Raw genomic sequence first — 21,579 nt, 5'->3', positions numbered from 1 at the left:
GACAAGGCCCGGCCATGACGTTTCTTGTTGTTTCGGTGGGTTGACCGAGCCGGACCTAGCGAACCGTCTCGGTTTCCTTGGGCGCCGAGGCCCGGCGCGTCCTGGCCTGGGCCTTCGGCTTCGGCAGCAGCCGGAAGCGCGTCTGGCACCACGCGAAGTCGATGCCCACGTCGATCAGCGCGTCCGACCGCCCGCACGGACAGCCGAACTCCATGACGCCCAGGACGCGGTAGGTCTCGCCCGCCTGGAGCGGCACCGGGCGTCCCGAAGCATGGTTGGGCGCCGCATTGACGCAGAGAACCAGATCGCCAGGGCCGACAGCGTCGCTCATGGGTTCCATCCCGTAACGGACGGCGGAGACTACACCATCCGGCCCCGCGAGGCACGTCGGGCGTTATCTGAGGACGGCCATGCATGACCTCCGCGAACCCGCGCCTCACACGCTCCGGGGCGCGCGTCCCAGGACACGGATCAAATCGCTCAGGCGCGTCGCTTCGGTCTTCGCAAGCAGCCTCTGAATCTGTGTCCGCACAGTGTTCATCCGCACCCCGCGCGCCTCGGCGGCCTGTTCGGGGCTCAACCCGTCCACGAGCATGCGAGCCAAGGCGGCCTCGGCTGCCGTCAGGTCGAACAGACGGCGAAGCGTGGTCTCCAGTTTCGGATCGGCGTCTTCCGGGTCTTCGATGATCACGATTGCGGCAGGTCTCGTCCCGGCCAGAGGCGCGACCAGCACGCGCAAGGCCGGACGCCGACCAGGTCGGGCCAGCCGCATGGCGTCTCCACGGTTCCCCGACCACTGCGCCGCCGAACGAAGCGCCGCCGCCAGGCGCTCACGGCTGGCGGCGTCGGTCGTCGTCAGCCGTCCCGTTTGCAACGTCAGACCTTCACCCAGCTTGAGCAGGTCCTCGGCGCGCTTGTTGGCGACCATGATCTTGCCGAAGCCGTCGGCGATCACCAGGCCATGAGCGACGCCGTCCAACGCCCGCTGTAGAAGATCGCTCTGCGGCGTCGCCTGACCAAGCCGATGACGCAGGGCGAACATCCGGCGCAGGTGCGGGACAAGCGCCTCAAGCGTTGCGCCGGCGTGCAGCTCGAACGGCCGGTCGTCCGCGCCACGGTGGACCGCCAGCGACATGTAGCCGTCGGCAAGCCGGGTCACGATACCCATGCAACGGGCGGTGTCGTCGCCGAAAGCGCGGAAGAACTCATTGTAGAACGGCGTGCGCAGGAAGGCCGGCGTGTCCCACCGATCTTCGGTAAACCCGACTCGTCCGCCAAGGCTGATGCCGTATGGCGTCCACACGTCCAGGGCGCCGATCTCGCCGCCCATGTGGCGATCGCACATGTCTTGCGAGAAATAGCTCTTCTGCAAGGAGGTGGGCCGCAGCTTCTGATCGAACTCCAGCAGGAGGCAGGAGCGCGCCCGCAACTCCTGGGCGATCATCACCGGCAAAGCCGCATGGGCCTCGTCGTCCATCGACGACTCGTAGATCTGGTCGATGATCGCCACGCCGCCACCCTGATGCTCATGATTCCCGATCAACGGTCCCGTCGCATCACCACTTCTGGTGATGATCGCCGCGCATCATACGCGCAACCTCATCGCGAGCGTTCACAACCGTTGCGGACGCATGGGTGGGGTAGGGACCATGGATTTCGCACCGAAGCTGCGCGCATCTGCGCTCGGGGCTGCAGCCGCCATCGCAATTGCCGGAATGGGCATTCCTGGCGAAGCCGGAGCCATCACCTGCAATGGAGTCTGCTACGGGCTCGACGCCAGTTCGAATGTGGATGGTTTCTCGGTCATCGACAGTAGCCGGGGAGAAGAAACGTCCGTGTCGGTGGTCCAGAACTACAGCACGTCCGGCCGCTACATGAACGGAGCCGCGAGCGCCGACCTGGCGACCGGAGCCCTGCGCGGCTTCATCGATACGGACTATGGCGGCTCCGTCAGCGCCCGCCTCAGCGACCAGTTCGTCTTCGATCTCCCGGATGGAATGGAGAGCGCCGACATCGCCGTCTCGTGGACCTTCGAGGGGACGAACATCTTCCGCGACCCGTCCGCCGCGACCTATACACGCGTCGCCGCGGGGTTCTCGATCACCGGCTTTGGCGGCACGGACTCTGTCCAGTTCAACAATCTCAACTATCAATTCACCGGCGCCGATTGGCAGGAACTCAATACCGAAGGCTTTCACCGCTTCACCTACAATGACGTGCTGACGGTGCGGAACGGACAGCTCTTCAGATTGGATGCGTCCATCGCCCTAAGCACTTACGGATCGGCCACACTCGACTACGCAAACACGTCGTTCTTCACCTTTATCCTGCCCGACGGGGTCGGGTTGACCTCTGGATCCGGAGTGCTCTTGAGCCGCGCGGCCGGCGGGGTCCCCGAACCCTCCACCTGGGCGATGCTGCTGTTCGGCTTCGGCGCGATCGGCGCCATCCTGCGGCAGGGTCGGCAGAGATCGCTTCCGGTATGACCGCGGCCGCCCGGTGGACGCGCGTCAGCTCCGCGTGAACACCGGGTCGCGGCGCTCGCGGAAGGCGTCCAGGGCCGCCTTGTGGTCGTTGGACCTGCGCAGCACGCGCAGCTCCTCGCCCCAGATCCTGCCCGACTCCTCCGGCGACAGGTCCAGCGCGCGGTGGGAGGTGCGCTTGGTCGCCTCCACCGAGAGCGGCGCGCGGGTGGCGATCCGCTCGGCCAGCGTCACCGCCGCGCCCTTCAGCGCGCCCGGCGCATGCACCCCCGTCACCAGCCCGTAGCGCTCCGCCATTTCCGCGTCGTGCGGCAGGCCGGTCAGCAGCATGGACTTCGCCCGGCTCTCGCCGATCAGGCGGGGCAACCGGTAGGTGGACGCCATCAGCCCCACGTTCACGCCGGCGCACACGAACTTCGCCTCGGTGGAGGCCAGCCGGATGTCGCAGCACAGCGCCAGCTCGAAGCCGCCGCCCACGCACCAGCCGTTCACCGCGGCGACCACCGGCACACGCGTCTGCTCCAGCCGGTCCAGCAGCCTGCCGAACCCCGCCAGGTCCTCGCCCTTGCCGTGCGCCTGCTTCAGGTCGTCGCCCGAGCAGAACGCGCGGCCGCGCCCCGTCACGATCAGGCAGCGCAGGCCGTCGTTCTTCTCCACCTCGTCCAGCGCCGCCATGAACGTGGCCCGCATCTCGACGCCCAGCGGATTCATCGGCGGGTTGTCGATCTCCAGCAGCGTGATCGCGGGCGAAATCCGCTCGATGTGCATCACCCCGCTCACGCCGAAACCTCCGTCTTCCGTTCCGTCGCCGCCGCCCCGCTGGCGATCAGCGCCTCGATCTCGTCGTCCGGATAGCCGGCCTCGGCCAGCACCGAACGCGTATCCTGCCCGACCTCGCCCGGTCCGCGGCCCAGAGCCACCGGCGTGTCGTGCAGCTTGATCGGCGTCTTCACGAACCGCCGCCCGGCGACCTCGCCCATCAGCCCGCGCGCCTTCACCTGCGGATCGTCCCAGGCCTGGGCGATGTCGTTCAGCGGCCCGGCGGGCACGCCTTCGGCCTCCAGCCGCGCCAGCCAGTGCGCGCGCCCGTGCCGCGCCAGCACGCCCTCCAGCCTCGCCTGCAACGCGTCGCGGTTCTTCACCCGGCTCGGCGGCGTGTCGAACCCCGCCTCGGTCGCCAGGCCCGGCTCGTCCAGCGCCGCGCAGAAGCGCTTCCACATCCGCTGGCTGTTCACGCCCACCACGATGTGGCCGTCGGCGGTCTTCAGCGGCTCGTACGGCGCCGCCAGCCGGTGGCGCGCCCCGTTGCGCTCCGCCACCTGGCCGGTCGACAGGTACATGCCCGTCTCCCAGATCGTGTAGGCCAGCGCCGACTCCAAGAGCGACGTCTCCACGTGCTGGCCCTTGCCGGTCGCCGCCCGGCTCTGCAACGCCGCCAGGACGCCCACCGCGCCGAACACGCCGGCGTTCAGGTCCGAGATCGGCACCGCGGTCGAGCACGGGACCTTGCTGCCTGCCTCGCCGACGAAGCTCATGATCCCGCTCATCGCCTGGGTGACGAGGTCGAACCCGCCCCGCTCGCGATACGGCCCGTCCAGCCCGAACCCCGAGACCGAACAGTAGACCAGCCGCGGATTGATCGCCGACAGCCGGTCGTAGCCCAGCCCCATCCGGTCCATCGCGCCTGGCCGGTAGTTCTCGACGAACACGTCCGCCGTCTCGGCCAGCTTTCGCACCACGCCCGCGCCGGCCTCGGTCGACAGGTCCAGCGCGATCGCCCGCTTGTTGCGGTTCACGTAGTCGAAGGCGCGGAAGCCGCCGTTCCCCTGCCCCATGCCGCGGGTCGATTCCCCCGCCGGCGGCTCGATCTTGATGACGTCGGCGCCCAGGTCGGCCAGCACCAGCGAGCAGTAGGCGCCCGCGATCACGTGGGTGCAGTCCAGCACCTTCAGGCCCGCGAGCGCGCCCGCCGCCGCCATCAGAAGTTGGCCCGCCGGGAGATCGCCCCGTCCACCACCATGTTGATCCCGGTCGTGAACGCCGAGCGCGGGCTGGCCAGGAACACCGTCGCGGCCGCGATCTCCTCAGGGGTGGCCATGCGCCCGGTCGGGTTGCGCGCGATCATCTGTTCGAAGAACTGCGGCATGCCCGCCTTCACGTTGCCCCAGACGCCGCCCTCGAAGAACACCGTCCCCGGCGAGACCACGTTGCAGCGCACGTGCTTGGGCGCGTACTGCCGCGCCACGCCCTTGGCGTAGTGGATCTGCGCCGCCTTCATCGCGCCGTAGCTGTTGGGGTTGTCCGACTCCGCCGCCGACACCGACGAGGTGATGATGAACGCCGCGTCGCCCTTGTCGGCGCCCGCCGTCTCCAGGAACGGCAGCGCCGCGTCGAACGTGCGGACCGCGCCCATGATGTCGATGTCGAACATGGCCTGCCACGAGCTCTCGTCGTTGCCCTGCACCAGGGCGCTGGCGTTGGAGACCAGCACGTCGATGCCGCCCAGCGCCTCGCCGGCCGCCTTCACGAAGCCCTTGATCGCCGGGCCGTCCGAGATGTCGACCGCCTGGCCGAACGCCTTCACGCCCCTGGCCTCCAGCGCCTTCACCGTCTCGGCCACCTGTTCGGCGTTGCGCGCGCAGATCGCGACGTTAGCGCCCTCGTCGGCGAACGCCTCGGCGATGGCCCGCCCGATCCCCCGCGTGGCGCCCGTCACCACCGCGGTCTTGCCTCTGAGCTGCAGGTCCATCCCGTCCTCCGTTTCTCGGAGGCGGACCCTGCCCGCCGATCAGGCCTCGAACAAGTGTTCGTATCGCTGCCGCAGCAGGTTCTTCTGCACCTTGCCCATGGCATTGCGCGGCAGTTCGTCGACGAACACGACGCGCTTGGGAGCCTTGTAGGCCGCGAGCTGCGCGCGCGCCTGCGCGATCATCGCCGCCTCGTCGCCCTCGCCCATCACCACCGCCACCACGCCTTCGCCGAAGTCGGGGTGCGGCACGCCGATGACGGCGCTCTCGGTCACGCCCGGCAACTCGTCGAGCACCAGTTCGACCTCCTTCGGATAGACGTTGTAGCCGCCCGAGATGATCAGGTCCTTGGCCCGCCCGCTGATCCAGACGCGGCCGTCCGGGTCGCGCCGCCCCACGTCGCCGGTGATGAAGAAGCCCTCGGTGAACTCCTCGGCCGTCTTCTCGGGCATCCGCCAGTAGCCGGAGAAGACGCTCGGCCCACGGATCTGGATGACGCCCGTTCCTCCCCCGCTGGGGGAGGTGTCGGCGGAGCCGACGGAGGGGGCTTCCTCGCCCCCGCCGATGCGCAACTCCACGCCCGGCAGCGGATAGCCGACCGAGCCGCCGATGCGGTCGCCGTCCAGCGGGTTGGTGGTGATGATCACCGCCTCGCTCATCCCGTAGCGCTCGAGGATGCGCTGGCCGGTGCGTTCCTCGAACTCCGCGAAGGTCGAGGGCAGCAGGGGCGCCGAGCCGCAGATGAAGACGCGGATGTTGTCCGCCCTGGCCCGCGTGAAGCCGGGGTTGGCCAGCAGGCGCGTGTAGAACGTCGGCACGCCCATCATCACCGTCGCGCGGTCGAGGCCCGCCAGCACCTCGGCGTCGGCGAACTTCGGCAGCCACACCATCGGCGCGCCCGAGAGCAGCGCGCAGTGCAGCGCCACGAACAGCCCATGCACGTGGAAGATCGGCAGCGCGTGCAGCAGCACGTCGTCGCTCGTGAATCCCCACGCCGCGTGCAGCGCCAGCGCATTGGCCGCCAGGTTGCCGTGGCTCAGCATCGCGCCCTTCGACCGCCCGGTCGTGCCCGAGGTGTAGATCAGCGAGGCGAGGTCGTCGTCCGACCGCGCCACGCCTTGCTCGAGCGCTTCGTAATCTGGCAGATCGCGCATCCACTCGAGCGGATCGGTGACGAACACCTTCGGTTCCGCATCCCCGAGGAAATAGTCCACCTCGGCCTGGGTGTAGGCGCTGTTCAGCGGCACATAGACCGCCCCCGCCTTCAGCGTGCCGAGATAGACGCAAATGCACTCGACGCTCTTTTCGGCCTGTAAGGCGACGCGATCGCCAGGCTGCACGCCAAGCGCGACCAGCTTGCCCGCGACCTGTGCTGCTGCTGCCTCCAGGAACATGTAGCTGAACGAACCGCCGTCCGGCATCAGGAAGCACGGCGCCTTTGGATCCGCCCGCCGCGGCGCGTTGGGATCCTTCGGAAAACGGCTTGCGAGCAGGTCGTAGAGGTTCATATCTCCCGCCTATCTCCCCGACCCACCGATTGTCATCCCGGTTTCGCGAAGCGAAGACCGGGACCCAACCTTCGGGCGTATCGACGGTGGGAGGCCGGCCCCGACAGTCGAGGCCAGAGCACCATCTCAGAGCACCGGTGGGTTGGGTCCCGGTCTTCGCCTGCGGCGAAACCGGGATGACAGCCGCGGGTAGAGTTGCTTTCTGAACGAACATGATCCCCACGGACGCCCTCGACCGTATCCGCCGCTACGATCCGCGCCTCAAGGCGTTCGTACAGGTATTCGATCCGCCGCTGTTCGGCGAGGACAATGACGGGCCGACCGTCGCCATCAAGGACCTGATGGACATCGCCGGCGTCCCCACCGGCGGCGGCGGCCGCATCCCGCTCGATCCCAGCCCGAAGCAGCACGCCCTCGTCGTCCAGCGCCTGCTCCAGGCCGGCTGGTCCATCGTCGGCAAGACCCACACCGTCGAGCTGGCCTATGGCGGCTGGGGGACCAACCGGGCCGTGGGCGCGCCCTGGAACCCCTGGGACGCCGCCGTCCATCGCGCCCCCGGCGGCTCCTCCTCGGGCTCGGCGGTGGCCGTCGCCGCCGGCCTCTGCGACGCCGCGCTCGGCAGCGACACCGGCGGCTCGGTCCGCATCCCGGCCGCCACCTGCGGCGTGGTCGGCCTGAAGCCCGGCCGCGGGCTCGTCAGCCTCACGGGCGTCCACCCGCTCAGCCCCGCCCTCGACACCGTGGGCGCGCTCGCCCGCGACGTCGCCACGGCCGCCCGCGTGCTCGCCGTCATCTCCGGCCCCGACCACGACGCCGCCGTCCGCGGCCCCTTCGACGCCGAGGCCGCGCTCGGCGCCGACGTCCGCGGCCGCCGCCTCGCCGCCATCCCGCCCGCCGACCTGGGCGAACTCGATCCGGAGGTCGAGCGCCTCTACCTCGAAAGCCTGGAACGCCTGAGGAGCGCCGGCCTCACCGTCGAGACGATCGCCCCGCCCCAGGCGCTGGAGGACTCGTTCACGCCCAACGGCCTGCTGATGGCCGGCGAGGGCTGGCGCATCTGGGGCGAGCGCATCCGGGCGCACGCCGAGGTCATGGACCCCTGGATCGTCCGCCGCTTCGAAGTCGGCCGCGACGTCACCGACGAGCGCCTGGCCACGATCCACCGCCAGCGCGCCGAGGGCCAGCGCGCGTTCCACGCCTGGCTCGCGGGCTACGACGGCCTCGTTTCGCCCACCTGCCCGATCCCCGCGCCGCCGCTCGACAGCATCGACGAGACCACCTCGCCGCTCAGCCGCCTCACCCGCGCCGCCAACTACCTGGACCTGCCGGGGATCAGCGTCCCCTGCGGCCTCACGCAGGACGGCCTTCCTGTCGGCCTCCAGATCCTCGGCCGCCCCGCCGACGAGGACTCTGTGGTGTCGCTGGGCGCCGCGTTCGAACGCGTCTCCGGCTGGAACGGGCGGACTCCCGACCTCGCGGGCTTCACGTCCCCCTGACCGTCCCGCCCCACGCGCGCAGCACGATCCAGCCCACGAGCGCCCAGGTCGCGCCCAGCACCCAGCCGGCCAGCACGTCGCTCGGGAAGTGGACGCCCAGGTAGACGCGGCTGAAGCCCACGCCGAGCAGGATCGCCCCAGCCAGCCCATACGCCAGCGCCTTGGTCCGCCGCCGCGTCTCCAGGCTGGCCACCAGCATGGCCAGCGTCAGGTAGCACGCCGCCGACAGCGTCGAATGCCCGCTCGGGAAGCTGCCGGAATAGACCGCCACCTCGTGCGGCACGAGGTCGGGCCGCGGCCGCGCATAGAGCGCCTTGGTCGTCTCGCTCGACGCCCAGGCCAGCATCACCGCGCCGCCCATCACCTCGGCGTGCCGGTACCTGCGGTGGAAGGCGAAAGCCAGCACCGCCACCGAGCTGACCACGGCGACCATCATCGTCCCGCCCAGCGCGGTGATGTCGCGCACCGCCTCCTCGACGCCCCTCGAACCGATGGGATCGTGCAGGTTCCCGGGCTCGCGCAGCGCCAGGATGAGCCGGTTGTCGATGCCGAGGGTGTCACCCTCGGCCATCTCGCCGCCGATGGCGAGGAAGGCCCAGAGCGCGCTCGCGACCAGGATAAGGCCGATCAGGACCCGAGCTTCGAACCGGCGGATGAACTTGAGGAGCGTCCCAAACATCCCAGGGACGCTAAGGCGAGGCAGCGGGCCCGGCAATCGGCCTAGGCGGCCACGCCCTCGCCGGCGCTGTCCAGCGTCGAACGCACGGCGGCCATGGCGGCGTCCCGGGTCTCGTGGGCGCCGTCCGCGACCGTCACGCCTTCCTCGTCGTAGACGCTCCAGCGCCAGACGTCCTCGTCGTGGCTGAGCGAATAGGCGAGCAACACACCGTTACGCATACCCGGTCTCCGATTACCGCGGCGGGTCAACGTGACGAAAGCATGACGGTTTCGCACTGCACAATAGAATTCGCGTGATGATGAGATTCCACTCGCCCGACAGGCGATTCAGACGCGGTCGATCAACTCCCGGCCGGCGTCGCGGGCGTTGTTGCAGCCGGTCAGGATCATCGCCACGGCCAGCTCGGCGCGCAGGATGTCGAGCATCTTCGCCACCGCCGGCTGCCCGCCGGCCCCCAGCGCCCAGGCCCAGGCGCGGCCCACGAAGCAGGCCTTCGCCCCCAGCGCGAGCGCCTTCAGCACGTCCAGCCCAGAGCGCACGCCGCCGTCCATGTAGACCTCCAGGTCACCCCCCACGGCCTCGGCGATCGGCCCCAGCGCCGAGATCGACGAGCGCACGCCGTCCAACTGCCGCCCGCCGTGGTTCGACACCACCAGGCCATCCGCGCCGGCCTTCACCGCGGCCTTCGCATCCGCAACATCCAGCACGCCCTTGATCACGATCGGCCCGTCCCAGTTCTCGCGCACCCAGTCGATGTCGGCCCAGGTCACCGAGCGGTCGAAGTTCTTTGCGATCCAGGCCAGGAAGTCGGTGACGCGCCGTCCCTCCTTCACCGCGTCCTGCACCGAACCCAGCGTGTGCGGTCGGCCGTGGACGAAGAGATCCCAGGTCCATGCCGGATGCAGGATCCCGTCCTTCGCCTGCGTCAGCACCTGCTGCAACGGCGTTCCGCCGGTGAACCCCGAGCGCACGTCGCGATAGCGCGACCCCGGCAGCGGCAGGTCGACCGTGAACACCAGCACCGGACAGCCCGCGGCCTTCGCCCGTTGCAGCAGGACCTTCATGTAGCCGCGGTCCTTCAGCATGTAGAGCTGGAACCAGGGCACCGTCCCGGTCGCGGCGACCTCCTCGATCGAGCAGACGCTCACCGTCGAAAGGCACATCGGCACGCCGGCCGCGCTCGCCGCCCGCATCGCCTGACACTCGCCGCGGTGACCGTACATGCCGGCCATGCCCACCGGCGCGAGGCCCACCGGCATCTTCAGCGTCTGGCCCAGCGTCTGGACGCTCATGTCCAGTTCGCGCATGTCGCGCATGACCCGCTGGCGCAGCGCCAGCGCCTCGATGTCCTCGACGTTCCGCCGCAGCGTCACCTCGGCATAGCTGCCGCCGTCGATGTACTCGAAGAAGATGTTGGGCAGCCTTCGGCGCGCCAGCTCCCGAAAGTCCGAAACCGAAGCCGCCCGCATCGCCACGCCCTCCCCGTTTTCCGAGGGTTGTGGAGCGCGCGGCCGGGCGGCGCAAGCCGGCCTAGGCGCAGGCGGCCTCGCGCGGGGTCGAAGCCGACCTCCCGCCAGGCCTTCCAGCGCGCCTCCAGGGCCTCGAACGCCAATTAGAGCCTCCCCACCACCTCCGCTCATCCCCGCGCATGCGGGGACCCAGGCTTGCTTCCTTTGGACGCGAGGGCCGCAAAGCAGCGCCGACCGATTGGTCGCAAAGAGGGAAGTCTGGGTCCCCGCATGCGCGGGGATGAGCGGTGGGTGGGGCTAGGGTCTGCACTCAATTGAAGATGTGATAAAATATCATAGATTCAATAATATAGATCGTCATCCCGGCTGCAGCGCAGCGGAGAGCCGGGACCCAGGAGGACCGGGCGCCGAGCTTGAAGCTCCTGGGTCCCGGCTCTACGGGCCGAATACGGCCCTCCGGCCGGGATGACGGGGTGTTTTAGGCAATTCTATTGAGTCCGGACCCTAGGCGTTCGCCGCCGCAGCCCCGGCCGGCGCGGCGAAGGGCCGGGCCATGGTGATCCACACCTGGTGCGCACGCGCCATCAGCCGGCCGTCGTGGTCCAACAGCGCCACGCCCGAGGCCTCCTTGCGGCCCTCGCGGCCGAGCTGCCAGGCGACGACCGCGTATTCCGCGCCGGCGACCACCGGATGCAGCACCTCGCCGGTCATGGTGCCCAGCAGCGCCCCGTGCCGCCCCTCGGTCTCGACCCAGGCGAAGTAGCCGGGGCAGTCCAGCGCCGCCCAGACGATCTCCGGCCCCACCGTCCCGTCGGCCCGGGCGAAGTTCGCGTGCGGCGTCCAGGTGCAGGCCACCACGCCGGGCGCGGCGCCCTCCAGTTGGCTGGGGAAGACCCTGAGGCCGTCGCCCTCGTCCCGCTCGGGCCCGCAGGTGAAGCAGATCGGGTGAACCTGCTGCTCGTTCTGGATATGCCGCCCGCTGGCCGCGCGCGCCGCCTCCAGGCTCGGGATCGCCGGCGGGTCCGGCAGCGCCTGCGTCGCCGCCCCGCCCTGCCCGATCAGCGCGTCCTCGGCGCCCAGCAGCACCGCGGCGCCGTCGCGACGGGTCAGCACCAGGTCGCTGTCCAGCGGGATCGGCGCGCGGAGCACGGCGGTGACCGGCCCCTCGAGCTCGGCCGAGATGAGGCCGCAAACATAGCCGCCGTTGCCGGACCTCGGCGGGCCGCAGAATTGGCGGCCGATCTGGATCTTGCTCAAAATCGAACCCGTACGCAGGAAGGATCAAATCAATGGCCGAGGCTTTGTCAGGATTACGCAGGGCCTGGGAAGCCGAATTTTGCTGCGCCGCCGTTGGACGAGGCGAACGGTCGCGGTAAAGGCAGGGATATGACCCCGCGCCCGGCGCGGAAAACGGACACTTCGACGGAGAGACTTCGTGAGCGACCGGATCGAACGACCCTGGGCCCTGATGCGCCACCACGCGGGCTGGGCGGACGTCTTCCACATCGAGCACGAGAGCGCCGACTCGATCACCGGCTTCTACCCCGACCGCGAGACGGTGGGCCCGCCCGTGAACTACTCGACCCGCGCCGTGCTCGCGCGCTTCCCGACCCTGGAAGCCGCCCGCGCCGCCCGCGAGGGCGCCGTCGCCGAATGGCGCAAGCACGACGCCGGCGTGCGTGACGCCGAGACCAGGCTGCGCGACGCCGAGAAGCTGCGGGAAGACGCCTGGCTCGGCTGCCTGCGCGACGCCGCCGACCGCGCCTGACTAGAGCCTCAGGCCCTTCGACAGGAACCAGGCGGCGGCGCCCGCGAGCGCCACGCCCAGGAGCAGCCGCCACCAGGGCGCCCCGGCCAGGCCGGGGTCGCTCGGCAGCGCGCGCCGGCCGGTGATCATCGGGCCGAGCAGGTTCGTGCGCTTCCAGACGGCGTAGTAGGCGATCGCGAGCACGTGCAGGGCCACGAGGCCCTGCAGGACGCGGAAGCTGAGCTCGTGCCAGCCGGCGATCCTGCGGCCCAGCTCGAAGCTCACCCGGTCCGACAGCGGCCCCGCCTCGAACGCGTCGACGTCGACGGCGAACAGGCCCGTCGTCACCTGGACCACCAGCGTCAGGAGGATCGCCACGACGCTGAGCGCGCCCAGCGGGTTGTGCCCCGGCGTGGTCGCCGCCTCGCGGCGGCCGACGGTCTTCAGATAGGCCCCGATCGCCCGCGGCCCCTTCACGAAGCTGGCGAACCGGGCCGCCTCGCCGCCCGCGAAGCCCCACCAGATCCGGAACAGCACGAGCCCGATGATCGTGTAGCCGCTCCAGCGGTGCCAGTTCAGGTGATCCTCGGCGGCCCACCACGAGAACGCGATCAGGCCGACCAGCGCCCAGTGGACGAGCCGGACCGGCCCGTCCCAGAGCTTCACCCGGACGCCGGGCGGCGTGGGCCCGGCCACGCCGGCTAGCCCTTCTTCTCTTGCCGGAACTTCTCGTGGCAGCCCTTGCAGGCGAGGAAGGTCTGCCGCGCCTGGGCCTTCACCGCGTCGATGTCTCCGGCCGCGGCCACGGTGTTCAGCTTGCCCGCCTCGGCGCGCAGGTTGGCCGCCGCGCTGGTGAAGCCGGCGGCGTCGGTCCAGATCTCGTTCCTGGCCTCGCTCATCGGGCGCGCCTGCACCCCGCTGCCGCGCGGGAACCAGGTGGGCAGGCCGGTCGCCAGCGTGTTGATCGTGCGCGCGTTCGTGGCCAGCACCGCCTTGTCGGGCGAACCCTTGCGCAGTTCGTCGTTCAGGCCCTTGAAGGCCTTGCCGAGGGTCTCGAAATTCTCGTGGCGGGCGTAGGCCGCCTTGGTCGCCGCGCTGGCGTTCTTCGGCATCACGTCGTCGTGGGCGAACGCCCCGCCGGCCGCGATCGCCGCGCCGATCCCCAACGCCACGGCCATCGCCGCGCCCTTGCTCATCATCGCCGTCATCGTCGCAGGCCTCTTCTCTGATCCCCGAGTTTCCGGCTGGAGATTGAGGGCGTCAGCGCTTGGCCGTCAACGGCTTCGACACGGTCCGGACCGGCGCGCCGGCCGCCTTCGCCGCGGCGACCAGGCCGCCGCAGTTGGCGTCCTTGGCCAGGCCCGGGTCGATGAACGGCAGGACCGCGGCCAGCGGCGACAGCAACGCGCCCAGCGCCACCGCCCCGCCGCCCTGGGCGATGGCCGAGCCCGGCTCCACCCCCAGCTTCGGCGCCGTCAGCGGGCCCTTCATCGTCACCGGCAGCAACACGCGCACGAGGCGGAACGTCTTGTCGTGGCCGCGCAGCCTGAAGTCCATCCGCTCGGTCCCGAGGTCGATCAAGCCCCTGCCGGTCACCACCACCGGGCCGGTGTCGAGCACGATCGAGTCGGCCGTCATGACCCCGTTGGCCGTCTTGAAGCTCGCGACGGCGCAGCGGAGCTCGGTGGTGTCCTTCTTCTTCAGAAGGCCCAGGCCCTTGATCACGTTCACGCCCATCAGCTCGGCGATCGACTCGCGGATCTCGCCGCCGGGCGCCACGACGGTCACCTGGCCGTTCGCGCCGCCGAAGGTCTTGTGCAGCGTGTCGCCCGTGCCCGAGAGCCTGGCGCGGCCGACCAGCCCGCCGTTGACCACCGGGCCGCCCTGGAAGGCCATCGGGACCAGCCACTCCAGGCGGGCGTTCGACAGGCGCAGGTCCAGGTCCGTCGCAGGGACCGCGCCGCGCGCGTTCAGCGCCACCTGGCCCTCGATCCGGCCCTGCGGAAGGTCGAAGCGCACCGGGTCGGCGCGCAGCAGGCCGTTGTCCAGCTTCACATGCACAGAAGCGGCGCTGAGCTTGATCGGCGTGTCGCGGATCGAGATGGCGCGATAGGTCACGTCGGCGTCCATGGCGCGCATGCGCGTCACGTCCAGCGGCGCGTCGGAGAAGATCCGCTGCTGCGCCGCCATCGTCCTGGCGATCGCCACCTGCTCGGGCGAAGCCGTCTCGCCCGGCCCCACCTTCGGCGCCGCGCCGAAGATCGCGCCGAGGTCGTCGAAGTCCAGGCTGCGCGACTGCAGCGCGGCCTTCAGGAACGGCCGCGCGCGGCCGGTCGTGACCGACACGTCGCCCGAAAGGTCGGAGTCCCCGACGCGGCCCGACAGGTTGTCCACCTTCCAGAGGAAGCCCTTCCGCTCCAGCCGGCCGCGCAGGCTGTAGGGCGGCGTGTTGGGCAGCGCCACGCCGATCAGCGGGAACAGCGCCGCCATGTCCGGCCCCCGCATCGTCGCATTCATGTGGAACGCGCCCAGGTCGAACGGCTTCGGGACCGCGCCGCGGGCGGTGATGTAGGTATCGCCGGCGCGCAGGTCGACGTCGAACGGGTACGGCTGCGTCCGCTCGATGTTCAGCAGCGGCCCGCCGGTCACCTCGGCCCTGAACGGCGCGCCGTTGATCGTGCCGCGGCCCAGCAGCTCGAACCCGCGGTTCTTCTCGCCCAGGCTCTCGCGGGCGTTGATCGTGCCCTGGAAGCGCACGTCGCGCTGCGCGTCGAGGTAGCTGAGGCGCCCGTCGCGGATCACGAAGTGCTGGATCGGCGGGAAGTCGGCCGGCGGCTGCACCTTGCCGTCCGAGAAGTCCCAGTTCTTGCGCCCCTGCGCGTCCGCCAGCAGCCGGAAGTTCGGCCGGTCGACCGCCAGCACCCGCGTATCCAGCTTCCCCCACAGCAGCGGGACCAGCCGCACGCGGATCGTCAGCCGGTCGATCGAGCCCATCTTGTCCCTGCCCGCCCAGGCCGGGTTGGCGATCGAGATGCCGTCGACGGTGGCGCTGGGCCGCCAGGACCATAGGTTCACGTTCAGGTCGCCGGCGATCGTCACCTGCCGGTGCAGGCGCGCCGAGGCGGCCCGCTCCAGCGGCCCGCGGAACCAGTTCCAGTCCCAGACGGCGATCAGGATCGCGACGGCGATCGCGATGATGGCGAGCACGGCGCCGGTCCAGCCGAGCGCCTTCTTCGCCTTCGGCGTCAACTTCGGCGGCGTCGGATGCGCCAGCCGTTCGCGCAAAGGCCGGCGATGGCCGGTCCGGGCGTTCGGCGAGGGGCTCCGGCGGCGGCCGGGTGGCGGATTCTGAACAGGCTGCTGGCTCACGGGTCGTCTCCGGAGCCTCCTCAACGCATCCGGCGCGGGTCCGTTTCCTGAGCGCGGCTAATGGCTTACACCGCGCGCCGTGACCGCCGCCCGCGCGGTCGCCGCGAGGATGGCCAGGTCGAAGCCGAACGACTGGCGCGCCAGGTACTCGGCGTCCAGCTTCACCTTGTCGGGAATCGGCAGTTCGTCGCGCCCGTTGATCTGCGCCCAGCCGGTGACGCCGGGCCGCAGCCGCTCGACACCGGCGGCGGTGCGGAGCGCCACGAGGTCGTCCTGGTTGAACAGCGCCGGCCGCGGCCCCACCAGGCTCATGTCCCCCACCAGCACGCTCCAGAGCTGCGGCAGCTCATCCAGGCTCGACCTGCGCAGGAACCGCCCCAGCGGCGTGATCCATCGGCCCGGGTCCTCCAGCAGGTGCGTGGCCACGTCGGGCGTGTCGGTCCGCATGGTCCGGAACTTCGGCATCGGGAACAGCCTGTTGCCCCGCCCCACCCGCTTCGACCAGTGGATGGCCGGCCCGGGACTGTCGAGGCGCACCATCAGCGCGAGCGCCAGCAGCACGGGCCAGCCCACCGCCAGCCCGACCACCGCCACGAAGATGTCGAAGCCCCGCTTCAGCACCCGCCGTTGCTAGCGCCCGGCGGCGGATGCGCCAAGTCAGGCGTCGGCGGGCGGCGGCGCGGCCGCCTTGCGCACCCGGGGCTTCGGCGCCGCCTCGACGACAGGCTCGGGTTCCGCCTCGACGACGGGCTCGGACGGGGCCATCTCGACGGCCGGCTCCGGGACCGCCTCCACGACCGTTTCCGCCACGGCCTCGACCACCGGCTCGGGTTCAGCGATGGCCTCGGCCACGACCGCCGGCGCCTCGGGCTCGGGCGTCAGGACCGCCTCGGCCGGCGCGATCGGCGCCGCCTCGCCGCCCACGACCACCGGCGGCAGGTCCGGCGCGGCGGCCTCGACCGCCTCCACCGCCGCCTCGACGGCCTCCACCGCCGGCGCCGCCAGCACCGCCGCCGCTTCCGGCAGGGCCTTGGCCACCCCGCCGAACAGCGCCTCAAGGTTCGCCGGCCGGGCCCAGTGGGTCATCCACCAATAGGCGACGCCGCCGGCCGCGGCCGCGCCGAAATAGCCCCAGAGGGGCGAGGCGGCGCCCACGATCAGGTTCGGGCTCACGGACGGCTTGGGCATCTCGGGAAGTTCGAAGGTCGCCATGGCAGGGTCCTCTGCGACGATTGTGCGCCGCAACATAACCTGCCGATCGGCTTCGCGGTTGCGAAACTATTGTGGCGCGAGTGCGTAGACCCGGTGACCGCCGCCGGCGCCCAAGGCTTCAGCGACCCAGCCGCAGATGGCGGCAAACGGGGCCGCAACGTCCGGCCCGCCCACCAGCACCAGCGCGCAGCCGTTCATCTTCATCGGGTCGCTCAGCGGCTTCACCCGGCACTCGGCCGCCAGCATCGGCGCGGCCACGTCGTCCTCCAGGTCGCGCAGGAACGAGTCCAGCGTCTCCAGGTCCTTGATCGGCAGCCAGACCAGCGCCTGGACCGCCGGGTTCTTGGCCTTGAGCGCCGCCAGCGTGTCGACGATCCGCACGTAGTCGTCCGGCCTCTCGAACGGCGGGTCGATCAGCACCAGCACGCGACCGCTCGCCGGACACTCCCGCACGGCCGCCTCGTAGCCGTCGGCGTTCAGCGTACGCACGGCCGGGCCGCGCCCCTTCAGCACCTCGCGCAGCGCGTCGTGCTCCTCGCGGCGGAGCTCGCAGGCGACGTACCGATCAGCCGGCCGCAGCGCCTCGGCGATCAGCCACGGCGAGCCCGGATAGCGCCGCGTCTCGCCGCCGCCGTTCAGGTCGGCCACCGCCTTCCGGAGCGGTGCGAACTCCGCTGGCGCATCGCCGGCCGCCAGCAGCTTCGCGATCCCCGCCTCCGCCTCGCCAGACTTCCGCGCCTCGGCGCCGGCCAGGTCGTAGAGCCCGCGCCCGGCGTGGGTGTCGATCACCGTCAGCGGCCCGCCCGCCCGGGTCAGCCCGGCCAGCAGCCGCAGCAGCGCGGCATGCTTCACCAGGTCGGCGAAGTTTCCGGCGTGGAAGGCGTGGCGGTAGTTCAAATCGGGGACTCCGGAACCGGCTTCGCGCATACCACGTTGCGGCCCCGCCGCCACAAGGGGTGCAGATCGGGGCTCGGGATGGCCAAGGACATGAGCATGACGGAGACGCCCCAGGGCCTCTCCTACGTCTCCGACCAGGACCCCGGCATCCGCCGCGAGCCCGCCCGCCATGGGTTCGACTATCTCGACGCCCGCGGAAAGCCCGTCACCGACGAGAAGACGCTGGACCGCATCCGCGCCATCGTCATCCCGCCCGCCTGGACCGACGTCTGGATCAGTCCCGGGGCCGACGGCCACATCCAGGCGACCGGCCGCGACCTGCGGGGCCGCAAGCAGTACCGCTACCACCCGCGCTGGCGCGAGACCCGCGGCGAGGCCAAGTACGGCCGCCTCGTCGCCTTCGGCCGCGCCCTCCCGAAGCTGCGCCGCCGCGTCGAGGCCGACCTCGCCCGCCGCGGCCTGCCCCGGGACAAGGTGCTGGCCGCCGTGATCCGCGTGATGGAGGCCACCCTCATCCGCGTCGGCAATGAGGAGTACGCCCGCGCCAACAAGAGCTTCGGCCTCACCACGCTGCGCGACCGCCACGTGAAGGTCGGCGGCGGCAAGGCCCGCTTCGAGTTCAAGGGCAAGAGCGGCAAGGTCCACGCGACCGGCTTCAACGACGCCCGCCTCGCCCGCGTGGTGAAGGCCTGCCAGGACGTCCCCGGCCAGCGCCTCTTCCAGTACCTCGACGACGAGGGCCGGCGGCACGCCGTCGAGAGCGCCGACGTCAACGCCTATATCCGCGGGGCCATGGGCGATGACTTCTCGGCCAAGGACTTTCGCACCTGGGCCGGAACCGTCGCGGCCGCCCGCGCCCTCGTCATGCCCGAATGCGCCGACCTCACCGCCTCGAAGCGGAACCTCAACACCTGCGTGAAGGCCGTCGCCGGCCTCCTCGGCAACACCGCCGCCGTCGCCCGCAGCGCCTACATCCACCCGGCCGTCATCAAGGCGTACGAGGCGGGCAAGCTCGACCTGAAGCCCGCCGCCAGCGCCCGCGCCTTCGAACGCGACGTGCTGAAGTTCCTGGAAGCCGCGGCCTGACCTTCGCCATCCGCCGCGAACCTAGCGCCGATAGGTGAAGCCCACCCGGAAGGTCCGCGGCGCGGCGTAGCTCTCGACTCCGTCGGCCGTCTCGCCGACCTCCAGCTTCCTGTCGGCGATGTTCTCGGCGGCCACGAACACCTCGACGTCGGGTGCGAACCGCCACGTCGCCCGCGCGTCGAGTTGCACGCCGGCGCCGAGCCGGCGGCTGTTCAGGTCGTCCTCGAAGCGCATGCTCTCGTAGCGCAGGTCGGCCGAGACCCCCACGGCCTCGACGACCCGCCAGTCGACCCCGCCGGTCGCCGTCCATTTCGGCGTCTGCGCGGGACGAAGGCCGCTGAGCTGCGGCGCGCTCGATCCGCCATGCACCTCGGCGTCGGTGTAGGCGAAGGCCGACCGCCAGGTGACCGCCCCGGCCACGGCGCCGGACGCCTCGCCCTCGACGCCCCAGGCCTCGATCTCGCCCGCGTTCTGGCGTTGGCGCAGCGTCCCGCCGACCGGGATCACCCCCGCCACCGGATGCGTCGCCGGCCCCACCAAGAGGGTCACGTTGGTGATCGGGTCCTTCAGCCGGTTGTAGAACACCGTCCCGCGCCAGCGGACCGGCCCCTCGCCGTCCAGGCCCGCCTCGATGCCGCTCAGCGTCTCCGGCTTCAGGTTCGGGTTGGCCTCGGTGATGTCGTTGCCCACCCGGAACGGCCGGTGCAGCTCGTTCAGCGTCGGCGGCCGGAAGCCCGCGTAGGCGGCGCCGCGCACATAGATCCCGTCCGCCGCTTCGTAGCGCACGCCGAGGCGCCCCGTCGGCGTCGTGTCCGAGCGGCCGGGCGTCGCGAGGTCCAGCGTCACGGCCCCGGTCTGCGCGTCGCGCTCCAGCCGCTGGGCGTCGTAGGCCCGGCTGCGGTCCAGGCGCACGCCGCCGGTCACCAGCCACGGCCCCTGGTCCAGCGCCGCCTCGGCGTAGGCGCCCACCACCGAGGTCTTGCCGCCCGCCTCGCGCAGGCGCGTGAAGGCGCCGTTCATGAAGCGGAACTTCTCCCGCTCGGTCCCGTCGGTCAGCCGCGCGTCGACGCCGACCTCGAGGTTCGCCGGCCCCTGCGTCCACTGCCACGCGGCGTTCAGGCCGTAGCCCCGCGCCGGGGTCGAATACTGGTCGTTGGCCGGCGTCGTGGTCGCCCGGTTGGCCGCCACGGCGACCGAGCTGTTCTCCAGGTCGCTCGTTCGCACCCAGCCCTGCAGCCGCCAGCCGCCGACGCCCTCGCTGGCCGGCTGCGCCAGGGTCAGGGTCGCCGAGGTCCCCGACGCGTTCGACCGCGCCCCGCGCAGCCCCGCGTTCTGCCGCACCGTGAAGGCGCCGAGCCGCAGCGCCGTCTCGATCCCGCCGAAGTCGTGCTGGAGCCTGAGCGCCACCGAGCCGTCGCCCAGCTTGAGTTTCTCGTCCGCCGCCCCACGCCGGGGGCCGCGCACGGCGTAGTAGCCGTCCGTGTGCGACGCCGCCGCCGTCAGCAGCCAACCCGGCCCGCCGCCCGACGCCGCGGCCCGGAAGCTCTCGCGCTCGCCGCCCGACAGCTCGGCCACCGCCAGCCCCTCGCCCGCGCCGCGCTCCGACAGCGCGATCACGCCCGTCAGCGCGCCCGCGCCATACGGCCCTGAGCCCGCCCCCCGGATCACGTTGACGCTGTCGATCCCCTCGCTGGGCAGAGCGCTCCAGATCACCCAGCCGCCGAACGGGTCGTTCTGCGGCGCGCCGTCCAGCGTCACCAGCGCCCGGCCCGCGCCCGACGGCGCGATGGCGCGCAACGACAGGCCCTGGGTCGTCGGGTTGGCCGCGCCCGAGCTCGTGCGGCGGAACAGCGACACGCCGGGCGCCGTCTTCAGCGCCTCGTCCAGCCGGGGCTCGGTCCGGAGCGCTTCGGGCGCGATCTGCACGGCGCTGAACGCGGCGTCGCCGCCCAGCGGCGCGAGCCGTGGCGGATGCACGATCACGATCTCGACTTCGGCCGGAGGGGGCGGCAGATCGGGCATGACCTCTCGTCGCTCAGATCGGCTTCTGGTACGGCCTTCCCCGAGCGCTACTGACGCCCAGGGGAGAGCGCAATGGCAAAGGTCGCAGTCGTCACCGGCGCAGGCTCAGGGATAGGCCGAGCTGTGTCCCTGGCGCTACTCAAATGCGGATGGTCCGTCGCATTGGCCGGACGGCGTGAGGCGGAACTGGCCGGGACCGCGGCGCTCGGCGAAGGCGCGCCCTGCCTGGTCCAGCCCGCCGACGTGGCCGACGAGGCCTCGGTCGACGCCCTCTTCGCCGCCACGAAGGACCGCTTCGGCCGCCTCGACCTGGTGTTCAACAACGCCGGGTCCGGCGCCCCGCCCGTGCCCCTGGAGGACCACAGCCTCGACCACTGGAAGCGCGTCGTCGACGTGAACCTGACGGGCGCCTTCCTCTGCACGCGGGCCGCCTTCCGGCTGATGAAGGACCAGGACCCGCGCGGCGGCCGCATCATCAACAACGGCTCGATCTCGGCGCATGCGCCCCGGCCGCGCTCGATCGCCTACACCGCCACCAAGCACGCCATCACCGGCCTCACCCGCTCCACCGCCCTCGACGGCCGCGCCTACGACATCGCCTGCGGCCAGATCGACATCGGCAACGCCGCCACCGAGATGACCGCGCGCATCGCCCAGGGCGCGCCCCAGGCCGATGGCTCGCTGAAGGCCGAGCCCGTCATGGACGTCCAGGCGGTGGCCGACGCCGTCGTCTACATGGCCGGCCTGCCGCTCAGCGCCAACGTGCAGTTCATGACCGTCATGGCCACCCGGATGCCGTTCATCGGCCGCGGCTGAAGCTGCCTAAGTTATCAGCGATAACCGTCTGTTCATTTCGCACCGCAA

At 71.1% G+C, this 21,579-nt stretch carries 22 protein-coding genes; 5 read left to right on the top strand and 17 right to left on the bottom strand.

Annotated features, from left to right (window positions below; translation table 11 throughout):
* Positions 1 to 55: 55 nt before the first annotated feature.
* Together KF737_RS21600 and KF737_RS21595 are read right to left on the bottom strand one after the other, a co-directional pair.
* Positions 56 to 331 (bottom strand): hypothetical protein, encoded by a 276-nt coding sequence (locus KF737_RS21600; RefSeq protein WP_296460319.1) that lies wholly within the window; start codon positions 329 to 331, stop codon positions 56 to 58.
* Between the two features lie 105 nt (positions 332 to 436).
* Positions 437 to 1,510 (bottom strand): hypothetical protein, encoded by a 1,074-nt coding sequence (locus KF737_RS21595; protein ID WP_296460316.1) that lies wholly within the window; start codon positions 1,508 to 1,510, stop codon positions 437 to 439.
* 61 nt (positions 1,511 to 1,571) lie between these two features.
* Between KF737_RS21595 and KF737_RS21590 the strand changes: the two genes are divergently transcribed.
* Positions 1,572 to 2,486, top strand: a complete 915-nt coding sequence (locus tag KF737_RS21590; protein ID WP_296460327.1) for a PEPxxWA-CTERM sorting domain-containing protein — start codon at positions 1,572 to 1,574, stop codon at positions 2,484 to 2,486.
* A 24-nt stretch (positions 2,487 to 2,510) separates the two neighbouring features.
* On the opposite strand, the gene KF737_RS21585 is transcribed toward KF737_RS21590, so the two are convergent.
* The 4 genes from KF737_RS21585 to KF737_RS21570 are packed head-to-tail and all read right to left on the bottom strand — an operon-like array spanning position 2,511 to position 6,723.
* On the bottom strand, positions 2,511 to 3,263 hold the full coding sequence (locus tag KF737_RS21585; RefSeq protein ID WP_296460313.1) for an enoyl-CoA hydratase/isomerase family protein: 753 nt from the start codon (positions 3,261 to 3,263) through the stop codon (positions 2,511 to 2,513).
* Complete coding sequence (locus KF737_RS21580) at positions 3,260 to 4,462, bottom strand: CaiB/BaiF CoA-transferase family protein (protein ID WP_296460310.1); 1,203 nt, start codon at positions 4,460 to 4,462, stop codon at positions 3,260 to 3,262. Before KF737_RS21580 ends, KF737_RS21585 begins: the two co-directional genes overlap by 4 nt.
* Complete coding sequence (locus KF737_RS21575) at positions 4,462 to 5,232, bottom strand: SDR family oxidoreductase (RefSeq protein WP_296460308.1); 771 nt, start codon at positions 5,230 to 5,232, stop codon at positions 4,462 to 4,464. Before KF737_RS21575 ends, KF737_RS21580 begins: the two co-directional genes overlap by 1 nt.
* A gap of 39 nt (positions 5,233 to 5,271) precedes the next feature.
* Complete coding sequence (locus KF737_RS21570; RefSeq protein WP_296460324.1) at positions 5,272 to 6,723, bottom strand: AMP-binding protein; 1,452 nt, start codon at positions 6,721 to 6,723, stop codon at positions 5,272 to 5,274.
* Positions 6,724 to 6,950: 227 nt separating this feature from the next.
* On the opposite strand from KF737_RS21570, the gene KF737_RS21565 reads away from it, so the two are divergent.
* Positions 6,951 to 8,234 (top strand): amidase, encoded by a 1,284-nt coding sequence (locus KF737_RS21565; protein ID WP_296460306.1) that lies wholly within the window; start codon positions 6,951 to 6,953, stop codon positions 8,232 to 8,234.
* On the opposite strand, the gene KF737_RS21560 is transcribed toward KF737_RS21565, so the two are convergent.
* From KF737_RS21560 to KF737_RS21545, 4 genes are all read right to left on the bottom strand, one after another.
* Complete coding sequence (locus KF737_RS21560; protein ID WP_296460302.1) at positions 8,221 to 8,913, bottom strand: phosphatase PAP2 family protein; 693 nt, start codon at positions 8,911 to 8,913, stop codon at positions 8,221 to 8,223. The genes KF737_RS21565 and KF737_RS21560 overlap by 14 nt on opposite strands.
* Positions 8,914 to 8,954: 41 nt before the next feature.
* Positions 8,955 to 9,131, bottom strand: coding sequence for a hypothetical protein (locus KF737_RS21555; RefSeq protein WP_296460299.1), 177 nt, complete (start codon positions 9,129 to 9,131; stop codon positions 8,955 to 8,957).
* A 108-nt stretch (positions 9,132 to 9,239) separates the two neighbouring features.
* Complete coding sequence (locus tag KF737_RS21550; RefSeq protein WP_296460296.1) at positions 9,240 to 10,382, bottom strand: L-lactate dehydrogenase; 1,143 nt, start codon at positions 10,380 to 10,382, stop codon at positions 9,240 to 9,242.
* A 504-nt stretch (positions 10,383 to 10,886) separates the two neighbouring features.
* Positions 10,887 to 11,639, bottom strand: a complete 753-nt coding sequence (locus KF737_RS21545) for a hypothetical protein (RefSeq protein WP_296460293.1) — start codon at positions 11,637 to 11,639, stop codon at positions 10,887 to 10,889.
* 178 nt (positions 11,640 to 11,817) lie between these two features.
* On the opposite strand from KF737_RS21545, the gene KF737_RS21540 reads away from it, so the two are divergent.
* Entirely contained in the window at positions 11,818 to 12,150 is a 333-nt protein-coding gene (locus tag KF737_RS21540; RefSeq protein WP_296460290.1) for a hypothetical protein, read from the top strand.
* On the opposite strand, the gene KF737_RS21535 is transcribed toward KF737_RS21540, so the two are convergent.
* The 6 genes from KF737_RS21535 to rlmJ all read right to left on the bottom strand — a co-directional run bounded on the left by KF737_RS21535 (position 12,151) and on the right by rlmJ (position 17,607).
* On the bottom strand, positions 12,151 to 12,825 hold the full coding sequence (locus KF737_RS21535; protein WP_296460288.1) for a cytochrome b/b6 domain-containing protein: 675 nt from the start codon (positions 12,823 to 12,825) through the stop codon (positions 12,151 to 12,153).
* A gap of 5 nt (positions 12,826 to 12,830) precedes the next feature.
* The gene (locus KF737_RS21530) at positions 12,831 to 13,325 is read right to left on the bottom strand and encodes a cytochrome c (protein ID WP_296460286.1); all 495 of its coding nucleotides are present in this window, start codon (positions 13,323 to 13,325) and stop codon (positions 12,831 to 12,833) included.
* Between the two features lie 64 nt (positions 13,326 to 13,389).
* Entirely contained in the window at positions 13,390 to 15,414 is a 2,025-nt protein-coding gene (locus KF737_RS21525; RefSeq protein ID WP_296460283.1) for an AsmA family protein, read from the bottom strand.
* Positions 15,415 to 15,555: 141 nt separating this feature from the next.
* On the bottom strand, positions 15,556 to 16,116 hold the full coding sequence (locus tag KF737_RS21520) for a sugar transferase (protein WP_296460322.1): 561 nt from the start codon (positions 16,114 to 16,116) through the stop codon (positions 15,556 to 15,558).
* Between the two features lie 39 nt (positions 16,117 to 16,155).
* Entirely contained in the window at positions 16,156 to 16,710 is a 555-nt protein-coding gene (locus KF737_RS21515; protein WP_296460280.1) for a hypothetical protein, read from the bottom strand.
* Positions 16,711 to 16,776: 66 nt separating this feature from the next.
* Positions 16,777 to 17,607 (bottom strand): 23S rRNA (adenine(2030)-N(6))-methyltransferase RlmJ, encoded by an 831-nt coding sequence (gene rlmJ, locus KF737_RS21510; protein WP_296460277.1) that lies wholly within the window; start codon positions 17,605 to 17,607, stop codon positions 16,777 to 16,779.
* A 96-nt stretch (positions 17,608 to 17,703) separates the two neighbouring features.
* Here rlmJ and KF737_RS21505 point away from each other — a divergent pair, with 96 nt between their 5' ends.
* Entirely contained in the window at positions 17,704 to 18,693 is a 990-nt protein-coding gene (locus KF737_RS21505) for a DNA topoisomerase IB (RefSeq protein WP_296460274.1), read from the top strand.
* 21 nt (positions 18,694 to 18,714) lie between these two features.
* Here the strand turns inward: KF737_RS21505 and KF737_RS21500 are convergent, their stop codons facing one another.
* Positions 18,715 to 20,715, bottom strand: a complete 2,001-nt coding sequence (locus KF737_RS21500) for a TonB-dependent receptor (RefSeq protein ID WP_296460269.1) — start codon at positions 20,713 to 20,715, stop codon at positions 18,715 to 18,717.
* Between the two features lie 72 nt (positions 20,716 to 20,787).
* Here KF737_RS21500 and KF737_RS21495 point away from each other — a divergent pair, with 72 nt between their 5' ends.
* Positions 20,788 to 21,531: an SDR family oxidoreductase gene (locus KF737_RS21495; RefSeq protein ID WP_296460266.1), complete on the top strand. Its 744-nt coding sequence runs from the start codon at positions 20,788 to 20,790 to the stop codon at positions 21,529 to 21,531.
* Positions 21,532 to 21,579: the final 48 nt, after the last annotated feature.

It is taken from the genome of Phenylobacterium sp. (assembly GCF_019636135.1).
In the GTDB taxonomy this organism is placed as follows: domain Bacteria; phylum Pseudomonadota; class Alphaproteobacteria; order Caulobacterales; family Caulobacteraceae; genus Phenylobacterium.
This window is presented reverse-complemented; position numbering and strand designations above follow the sequence as displayed.

What these genes read in the sequence shown, in the direction of transcription:
- KF737_RS21505 (WP_296460274.1), top strand. Translation starts at nt 17,704, where the DNA reads ATGACGGAGACGCCCCAGGGCCTCTCCTACGTCTCCGACCAGGACCCC.
- KF737_RS21500 (WP_296460269.1), bottom strand. Translation starts at nt 20,715, where the DNA reads ATGCCCGATCTGCCGCCCCCTCCGGCCGAAGTCGAGATCGTGATCGTG.
- KF737_RS21565 (WP_296460306.1), top strand. Translation starts at nt 6,951, where the DNA reads ATGATCCCCACGGACGCCCTCGACCGTATCCGCCGCTACGATCCGCGC.
- KF737_RS21575 (WP_296460308.1), bottom strand. Translation starts at nt 5,232, where the DNA reads ATGGACCTGCAGCTCAGAGGCAAGACCGCGGTGGTGACGGGCGCCACG.
- KF737_RS21580 (WP_296460310.1), bottom strand. Translation starts at nt 4,462, where the DNA reads ATGGCGGCGGCGGGCGCGCTCGCGGGCCTGAAGGTGCTGGACTGCACC.
- KF737_RS21550 (WP_296460296.1), bottom strand. Translation starts at nt 10,382, where the DNA reads ATGCGGGCGGCTTCGGTTTCGGACTTTCGGGAGCTGGCGCGCCGAAGG.
- KF737_RS21555 (WP_296460299.1), bottom strand. Translation starts at nt 9,131, where the DNA reads ATGCGTAACGGTGTGTTGCTCGCCTATTCGCTCAGCCACGACGAGGAC.
- KF737_RS21600 (WP_296460319.1), bottom strand. Translation starts at nt 331, where the DNA reads ATGAGCGACGCTGTCGGCCCTGGCGATCTGGTTCTCTGCGTCAATGCG.
- KF737_RS21495 (WP_296460266.1), top strand. Translation starts at nt 20,788, where the DNA reads ATGGCAAAGGTCGCAGTCGTCACCGGCGCAGGCTCAGGGATAGGCCGA.
- KF737_RS21590 (WP_296460327.1), top strand. Translation starts at nt 1,572, where the DNA reads ATGATCGCCGCGCATCATACGCGCAACCTCATCGCGAGCGTTCACAAC.
- KF737_RS21530 (WP_296460286.1), bottom strand. Translation starts at nt 13,325, where the DNA reads ATGAGCAAGGGCGCGGCGATGGCCGTGGCGTTGGGGATCGGCGCGGCG.
- KF737_RS21560 (WP_296460302.1), bottom strand. Translation starts at nt 8,913, where the DNA reads ATGTTTGGGACGCTCCTCAAGTTCATCCGCCGGTTCGAAGCTCGGGTC.
- KF737_RS21515 (WP_296460280.1), bottom strand. Translation starts at nt 16,710, where the DNA reads ATGGCGACCTTCGAACTTCCCGAGATGCCCAAGCCGTCCGTGAGCCCG.